Raw genomic sequence first — 7,240 nt, 5'->3', positions numbered from 1 at the left:
GCCGCCCCGTCCGTGTGACCCGCGCCGGTCCGGCCGCGCCGTCCCTCACGCGGGGGCGGACGGCCAGGGGTCGGTGCGGCCGGGCCGGGCGACGTGGCGCCAGGGCCAGCGGGTGGCGAGCCAGTGGTCGAGGGCGGTGGAGAGCGCGCGGTCGAGCGCGGACCCGGGGTCGTCGCCGGTCCAGAGGAACAGGTCGGCCTCGTGCCGGGGGTCGCCCGGCGGGTCGAGGTACACACAGCCGAGCAGGCGGTCGTCACCCGGAGACGCCACCGCCAGGGCGAAGGATGTCCTTCGGATGAACTCCTGCTGGTGCCAGGCTAGTTGGATGAGATCCTGTTCCTCGGTGAGGTCCGGCGGCGGCCAGTTCCAGGCCTGGCCGAACTGCTCCCAGAGCCGGTCCCGGGAGGCGGTCACCAGCGCGTGGTCCTGCGCGAGGTCGCGGATGGTGATCGGGCGCAGCAGGAAGCCCGGGCCCTCCAGCCGGTCGGGGACCTCGAAGCGGTGCGGCACGAACGGCCGGGGGAGCGCCCGGACCTCCGGCGCGACGACGGCGGCCCGCTCCGGCGGTCGCTCCTGGCGGAGGATCGCCCGGTGAACGGCGACGAGGTCCGCGCCCGGCTCGACGCCGAGCTCGTCGACCAGCCGCCGCCTGGTCCGGCCGTACAGCGCCAGCGCCTCCGCCTGCCGCCCGGTGCGGAACAGCGCCCGCATCAGCAGGGCCTGCGGGCCTTCGCGCAGCGGATGCCCGGCCGCCACGCGCCACAGGCGGTCGACGGCCGCCGCCGGGCGCCCGCAGACGAGTTCGGCCTCCGCCGCCGCTTCCACGGCGGCCAGCCGGAGGTCGTCCAGGCGAACGGCCTCCGCCTGGAGCCGCGGCACCTCGCGCAGGTCCGCGAGCGCCGGTCCGCGCCACAGGGCGAGGGCCTCGACGAGCCGCGCGTGCGCGCCGTTTGCGTCGCCGTCGGCCAGCCGCGCCCGCCCGTCGGCCGTCAGCCGCTCGAAGCGGCGGACGTCGACGACCTCCTCGTCCGCTCCCTCGGTCCTTCCCCCGGAGGCCTCCTCGGCCCGGCCGATGTCGAGGCGGTAGCCGACGGAGGTGCCGAGCAGGCGGGGCGCGGCCGGGTCGGAGCCCCCCGAGGCGTCGGCGAGGACGGCGCGCAGCCGGGAGACGTAACTCTGCACCGTGTTGACCGCGCTGGCGGGCTCCCGGCCGTTCCACACGCTCTCGACGAGGCCCGCCAGCGGGACCGACCGCCCGTGCGCCAGCAGCAGCGTGGCGAGCACCGTCCGCTGCCGCGCGCCGCCCAGCGGCAGCGCCCGCCCGTCACGGTGCACCGCGAGCGGTCCGAGCACGCCGAACCGCCAACCCTGACCGGCCATCCGCCGTCCTCCGTCCCTTGCACCGTGCCGTCCCCTTGCGCCGCGCCGTCTCACCGACCGCGCCGTCTCACCTATGGCGCCGTCTCACCGGCCGCGTCGCCTCGCCGGCCGCGCGCCGGACGGTCCGGTGCAGCGTACGCGCGGGTTGCACGGATTTTGCACGGCGGGTCCGGCAGGCTGCCCGGACGGCCCACCCGGCAGCCGCCGACCGCACCCGGGCCCCGACCAGGAGAACCACCAGGATGACCACGACCTCCCTCCCTCCGTCCGGCCTCACCGTCCGGCCCGCCACGCCGGACGACGCCCCGGCCGTCCGCGACCTGCTCAACCGCGTGGACCTGCTGGAGATCGGCCGGGCGGAGACCGATCTGCGGGAGGTCCGCGCGGATCTGGAACACCCGGGCACCGACCTGCGCCGGGACTCCTGGCTGCTCGCCGACGGTGACGAACTGGTCGGCTACGGCCTGGTCCGGGACCGCTCGGGCGGCGGGCGGATCGACCTCGACCAGTACGTGCTCCCCGCCCACCAGGCCGGGGCACTGCACCTGTTCGCGCTGATGGAGGGCCGGGCGGTGGAGCTGGCGGCGGCCAACGGCGCCTCCCGGGCAGTCCTCCACCTGCTGCTGAACACCCGGCCCACGCTCGACACCAGGGCGATCCGCCGGCGCGGCTGGGCCTGCGCGCGCCACTACCGGGTGATGGCGCGCCGGGTCGACCCGCGCACGGACCCGGTCCCCGCGCCGCCGCCGGGCGTCACCCTGCGGGACTGCCGGCGCGAGGAGGACCGCCGCATCGCCCACCGGCTGCAACAGGAGGCCTTCGCCGGGCACTTCGACGCCCGGCCGCGCACCTTCGAACAGTGGTGGCAGGACATCGACGGCGCGAACCTCGACTGGTCGCTGACCTGGATCGCCACCGTGGCGGGCGTCGGTGACGTGGCCGTGCTGCGCACCCGCGACGACCGCGCCGGCCGGGGGTGGGCGGACCGCCTGGGAGTGCTGCCCGCCGCCCGGGGGTGCGGCGTCGGCGGCTACCTGCTGCGCCACTTCTTCGGTCACTACGCCGCCCTGGGGCGGGAGTACGTCGCCCTCGGCGTGGACACCGGCAACACCACCGGCGCGCTCGCCCTCTACGAGGGCCACGGGATGACGGTGGACTTCGCGGTGGACACCTGGGAGCTGGTCCTCCCGGTGCCCGGGGCCTGAGCGCCGCCGGGCCCGGGCGGGTTCGGGTGGGTGCGGGAGGGGCCAGGCGGGTGCGGAAACGTTTCCGCACCCGCCCGGACCGTTCTCCCCGGCGGGATCAGCCGTTGGCGAGGGCCTGGACGCGGTCGAACGCGCCGTTGAAGAGGTTCTGGTCGCCGGGGAAGACGCCGGAGTCGGCGTACTGCCAGATGGTCTGGTAGCTCCAGCCCGCCGGCAGGGTCCCGACGGTGGAGGCGTAACGGGCGATCCAGAGCGGGTTGGTGGCACCGAACGAGGCGTTGTCGCCGGTGCAGGCGGTCCACCAGTTGGTTGTGGTGTAAATCGTGGGGTAGCGGCCGGTGCGGGCGAGCACGGTGTTGCTGAAGGCGCGGATCCAGCTCACCATGGCGCTCTGGCTGAGGCCGTAGCAGGTGGCGCCGTACGGGTTGTACTCGATGTCGAGCGCGGGCGGGAGGGTCTTGCCGTCCCGCGACCAGCCGCCGCCGTGGTCGACGAACCAGTTGGCCTGCGCGGTGCCGGAGGAGCGGTCCGGCAGGGCGAAGTGGTACGCGCCGCGGATCAGGCCGGCGTTGTAGGAGCCGTTGTACTGCTGGGCGAAGTAGGGGTTGGTGTACGTGGTGCCCTCGGTGGCCTTGACGTAGGCGAAGCGCGCACCGTTGGCGCGCACCGTGGACCAGGCGACGTTGCCCTGGTGGCTGGAGACGTCGAGGCCGGGAGTCTGGGTGGCGGCGAGGGCGGCGGCTGGGGCGGGGCCGGGCTCCCGGCCCTCGTGGGCGGCGACGGTGGAGCCGGCGAAGTCCAGCTCGGGGTGGAGCGGCGGCAGCTGACCGCCGTGCCGGGCTGCGGAGTTGTCGGAGGCGACCGCGTCGGAGGGGGACGCGGTGCCGGGCGCGGGCGCAGGCTCGGCCGCGTACGCCGGGGCGGCGGTGCCGACGGCGAGGGCGACCGCGACGGCGAGGGCGGCGAAGGCGGGGAGCCGGCGGTTCCCCCGCCTTCCGGTGCGGGCGGTGGGGCTGGCGGAGCGGGAAGTGCTGGGCATGACACTCCTCTGGTCCGTGGTGACGACCCGTTGGATGCGCGGACAGCCGGTGCGCCGGTGACGGCAACCGGCTGGAGCAGGGTAGCCATGTACGTGCCAGCCCGCCAGGTATCGGTGGCACCATCCTGAACGGGCGTCACATGGCGTTGGTCCCCACCATTCCGTGCCTCCACACGCACGGAACGCCGCCCGTCCCGGGGTTCGTCCGGCCCGCCCGCAACACCGCCGACCTGCGGGGACGCGGCCTCGGCGGGTCCTGGTGCGCGGCCGCGGGCCGGGGGCGTGGAGCGGTGCCGGGCGCCCCGTCCGGCGCCCCCGGCACCGCCGGGTCTTTGCGCCGCGGTCAGCCGGTGGTCGCCCACTCTTCGCGCAGCCGCCCGAACGCCTCGTGGAAGGCGGGGAAGGTCTTCCGCACGCAACCGGGGTCGTCGAAGGTGATGCCGGGCGAACGCAGCGCGGTGACCGAGAACGACATCACCATCCGGTGGTCGCCGTGCGAGGCGAGTTCGGTGCCGCGCGGGGTGCCGGGCCGGATCTCGATCCAGTCGTGGCCGGTGGCGACCTCGACGCCGAGCCGGCGGAGGTTCCCGGCGCAGGCCTCCAGCCGGTCGCACTCCTTGATCCGGGTGTTGGCGACGTTCTCGATCCGCACCGGCCCGTCCGCGAACGGCGCGATGGCGGCGAGCGTCGGCATGGTGTCGGAGATGTCGCGCATGTCGACGGTCAGTCCCGACAGCCGGCCGCCCTCGCGTCCCCCGACGGTGACCCGGTCCGCGCCGATCTCCACCCGCGCGCCCATCCTGGCCAGCACCTCGGCGAACCGCAGATCCCCCTGGAGCGCGTCCCGGCCCAGCCCCGGCACGGTCAACTCCCGGCCGGTGAGCGCGGCGGCCGCGAAGAAGTAGCTCGCCGTCGAGGCGTCCGGCTCGATCGGGTAGGCGGTGGCCCGGTACCCGCCGGGCGCGACCTCGAAGACCCGGCCGGTGCGCGTCACGGTGGCGCCGAAGGCCCGCATCATGGCGACGGTGATCTCCACGTACGGCGCCGAGACCAGGTCGGTCACGGTGATCCGCAGGCCCTGTTCGGTGAGCGGGCCGAGCAGCAGCAGTGCGGTCAGATACTGCGAGGACAGGCTCGCGTCCAGGCTCAGCTCGCCGCCGCGGACCCCGTCGGCGGTGATCCGCAGCGGGTGGTGGCCCTCGGCCTCCTCGTGCCGCAGGTCGACGCCGAGGGTGCGCAGCGCCTCGGTGAGCGGGCCGAGCGGGCGCCGGCGCAGCTGGGCGGAGGCGTCGAAGCGGAACGAGCCGTGGCCCGCCGCGGCGAGCACGGGCAGGAAGCGGCCGGTGGTCGCGCCGTCGCGGCAGTACACGTCGGCGTCATGGGCCGGGCCTTGCGGGCGGCCTTCGACCGTCCACCGGTCCGGCTCGCGGGTGAGCGCGTAGCCGAGCGCCAGCAGGCCCTCGGCGAAGCCCTCGGTGTCGTCGGAGCGCAGCGGCCGGAGCAGGGTGGTGGTGCCGTCGGCGGCGGCGGCGAGGAACAGCGCCCGCGCGGTCACCGACTTGGAACCGGGGATCTCGACGGTCGTCATGGGGGCTGGGGCCTCCGGGGTGAGCGGGACGGATGGGATGAGCAGGACGGCTGGGACGAGCGGGACGGGCCGGCCGTCGCGGCCATCCTGCCGGAGGCGGCGCGGCGCCCGGCGAGCCGTCCGGCCTTTGGACGACCGTTCGAGCCGGTGCGTCCGGGCCGCCGGCGGAGCGCGCTCGCGTCCGGGTTCCGGGCGGATCGGAGGCCCGTGGCGGCTGTGGCACGATGCCAGGGACCGGCCTTGAGCGGCCGCCGCCCCGCCCGGGCCACCGTCCGGGCCCGCCCGAGAAGAGGCCTCCGTGCCCGAGAGCAGCACCCGACCGGCCGCCGAGGCCGTCGCCACCGACCGGCTCGGCTTCCGCACCGCGACCACCGCCGACGTCCCCGCGCTGCTCGCCCTGGTCGAGTCCGCCTACCGGGGCGACACCAGCCGGGCCGGCTGGACCACCGAGGCCGACCTGCTGGCGGGCCAGCGCACCGACACCGAGGGCGTCACCGCGGCCGTCACCCACCCCGACGGCGTGGTGCTGCTCGCGGAGCTGGACGGCGAGCTGCTCGCCTGCTGCCAGCTCGAACGCCGAGGCGAGCACGCCTACTTCGGCATGTTCTCGGTGCGCCCCGGCCGTCAGGGCGGTGGCCTCGGGCGGGCCGTGCTCGCGGAGGCCGAGCGGTACGCGGCCGAGCAGTGGGGCGCGGTGGAGATGGAGATGACCGTGATCGAGCAGCGCGCCGAGCTGGTCGCCTGGTACGAGCGCCGCGGTTTCCAGCGGACCGGCGACTACTCGCCGTTCCCCTACGGCGACGAGCGCTTCGGCATCCCGCTCCGGCCCGACCTGCGGTTCGAGAAGCTGACCAAGGCGCTCGTCGCCCGGTAGGGGTGCCGGGGCGTCGAGGGTGGCGCGGCGGAACCGCACCGGCGGCCTCCTGCCCTGGTCCGACGGGTCAGCCCTGGGCCGGTCGCGGCAGCAGACCGCGCTCGCGCAGCAGTGGGAGCAGGTGGTCGCGGACGGCGGGGGCCAGCCGGAGGCCGGGGTCGCGGCCGTCCGTCCAGCGGAGGTCGGCGAGTTCGGCGGCGGGCGCGGGCGCCCGGTCCAGCCCGGCCTCGAACACGGTCATCCGCATCGGCACGCCCTCCAACGCCGCGACCGCCTCGATGTCGGCCAGGTGGCGCGGTGCGACGGGGCCCGCGCCGAGCTCCTCGTCCAGCTCGCGGGTCAGCGCCGTGAGCGGCTCCTCCCCGGCGTCGGGCTTGCCGCCGGGGAGGTAGAGGACGTCCGGTGCCGCCTTCTTGCTGACGACCAGGAGCCGGCCGTCCTCCACCACGGCGGCGGCCACGACGGTGAGCGGTGCGGGGGCGGTCTGTGGCGATTCGTGTTCGAACATGATCGTGATTGTTCCAGGAGTCGAACGACGTTCGGGACCGCGCAGGGGCGCGCGGGGGCGGCGTGACCCGGCAAGAGCGCGCCACGTAGGTTCGGCGCGTGCCCCGCCGCCCGAACAGGCCGCGCCGACCGGTCGCCTACGGACGCTCCTACCTCTGGACGCTCCGGCGCCGCCACCCCGTACCCGGCCGCTACCGGCCCCGGGGTGCCACCAGAGCCTCATCCTCACCCTCACCTTCATCCTCACCCTGGACCTGCGGCCGACGTGCGTCGGCGGGCCGCTGCGCATGGTCTTCGCCGACGGTCTCGCGCCGGTTCGTCCCGGGCCGGTTCGTCCCGGGCCGGTTCGTCCCTGGCGGGTTCCCGCTCGGCTCCGGCGACGTGGGCCGTGTGCGCGGCCCTCTCGCTGACCTGCGCGAACCGGGCGCCGTCCGGGCGCCGTCCGGGCCCCGCCCGACGCGGGTCGACGGCCGGTCGCCGCTGGACGCGGTGGCCGCTCAGCCGTAGATGCTGCGGCAGAGGCGGGCCTGCTCGGAGCCGGCCGCCCACCGGCCGAGCCGCTCGGCCTGGTCGCAGATCGTGTCCGCGTCCACTCCCGGCACCGCGCTCGCCGCAGGGGCGCTCACTCCGGGGGAGGGCGCGGCGGC

General features: G+C 76.0%; 6 protein-coding genes. 2 read left to right on the top strand and 4 right to left on the bottom strand.

Features of this window, described 5'->3' with window-relative positions; genetic code table 11:
- Positions 1-45: 45 nt before the first annotated feature.
- On the bottom strand, positions 46-1,380 hold the full coding sequence (locus ABD308_RS18840) for a BTAD domain-containing putative transcriptional regulator (RefSeq protein WP_344335978.1): 1,335 nt from the start codon (positions 1,378-1,380) through the stop codon (positions 46-48).
- Positions 1,381-1,622: 242 nt separating this feature from the next.
- Between ABD308_RS18840 and ABD308_RS18835 the strand changes: the two genes are divergently transcribed.
- Entirely contained in the window at positions 1,623-2,585 is a 963-nt protein-coding gene (locus ABD308_RS18835) for a GNAT family N-acetyltransferase (RefSeq protein ID WP_344335977.1), read from the top strand.
- Between the two features lie 97 nt (positions 2,586-2,682).
- On the opposite strand, the gene ABD308_RS18830 is transcribed toward ABD308_RS18835, so the two are convergent.
- Both ABD308_RS18830 and aroA read right to left on the bottom strand, forming a co-directional pair.
- A complete protein-coding gene (locus ABD308_RS18830) occupies positions 2,683-3,624 on the bottom strand; it encodes a lysozyme (protein ID WP_344335974.1) in 942 nt (313 codons plus the stop codon).
- A 343-nt stretch (positions 3,625-3,967) separates the two neighbouring features.
- The gene (aroA, locus tag ABD308_RS18825; RefSeq protein WP_344335972.1) at positions 3,968-5,212 is read right to left on the bottom strand and encodes a 3-phosphoshikimate 1-carboxyvinyltransferase; all 1,245 of its coding nucleotides are present in this window, start codon (positions 5,210-5,212) and stop codon (positions 3,968-3,970) included.
- A 298-nt stretch (positions 5,213-5,510) separates the two neighbouring features.
- On the opposite strand from aroA, the gene ABD308_RS18820 reads away from it, so the two are divergent.
- Positions 5,511-6,086, top strand: coding sequence for a GNAT family N-acetyltransferase (locus tag ABD308_RS18820; RefSeq protein ID WP_344335969.1), 576 nt, complete (start codon positions 5,511-5,513; stop codon positions 6,084-6,086).
- A gap of 67 nt (positions 6,087-6,153) precedes the next feature.
- On the opposite strand, the gene ABD308_RS18815 is transcribed toward ABD308_RS18820, so the two are convergent.
- On the bottom strand, positions 6,154-6,594 hold the full coding sequence (locus ABD308_RS18815; protein ID WP_344335966.1) for an NUDIX hydrolase: 441 nt from the start codon (positions 6,592-6,594) through the stop codon (positions 6,154-6,156).
- Positions 6,595-7,240: the final 646 nt, after the last annotated feature.

This window comes from Kitasatospora putterlickiae (assembly GCF_039527695.1).
GTDB classification, from domain to species: Bacteria; Actinomycetota; Actinomycetes; order Streptomycetales; family Streptomycetaceae; genus Kitasatospora; species Kitasatospora putterlickiae.
The sequence above is the reverse complement of the archived record's forward strand: the minus strand, read 5'-3'. Positions and strand labels throughout refer to the sequence as shown.

Excerpts from the sequence above, each read along its gene's own strand:
- ABD308_RS18840 (WP_344335978.1), bottom strand. The coding sequence starts at position 1,380 with ATGGCCGGTCAGGGTTGGCGGTTCGGCGTGCTCGGACCGCTCGCGGTG.
- ABD308_RS18830 (WP_344335974.1), bottom strand. The coding sequence starts at position 3,624 with ATGCCCAGCACTTCCCGCTCCGCCAGCCCCACCGCCCGCACCGGAAGG.
- ABD308_RS18815 (WP_344335966.1), bottom strand. The coding sequence starts at position 6,594 with ATGTTCGAACACGAATCGCCACAGACCGCCCCCGCACCGCTCACCGTC.
- aroA (WP_344335972.1), bottom strand. The coding sequence starts at position 5,212 with ATGACGACCGTCGAGATCCCCGGTTCCAAGTCGGTGACCGCGCGGGCG.
- ABD308_RS18835 (WP_344335977.1), top strand. The coding sequence starts at position 1,623 with ATGACCACGACCTCCCTCCCTCCGTCCGGCCTCACCGTCCGGCCCGCC.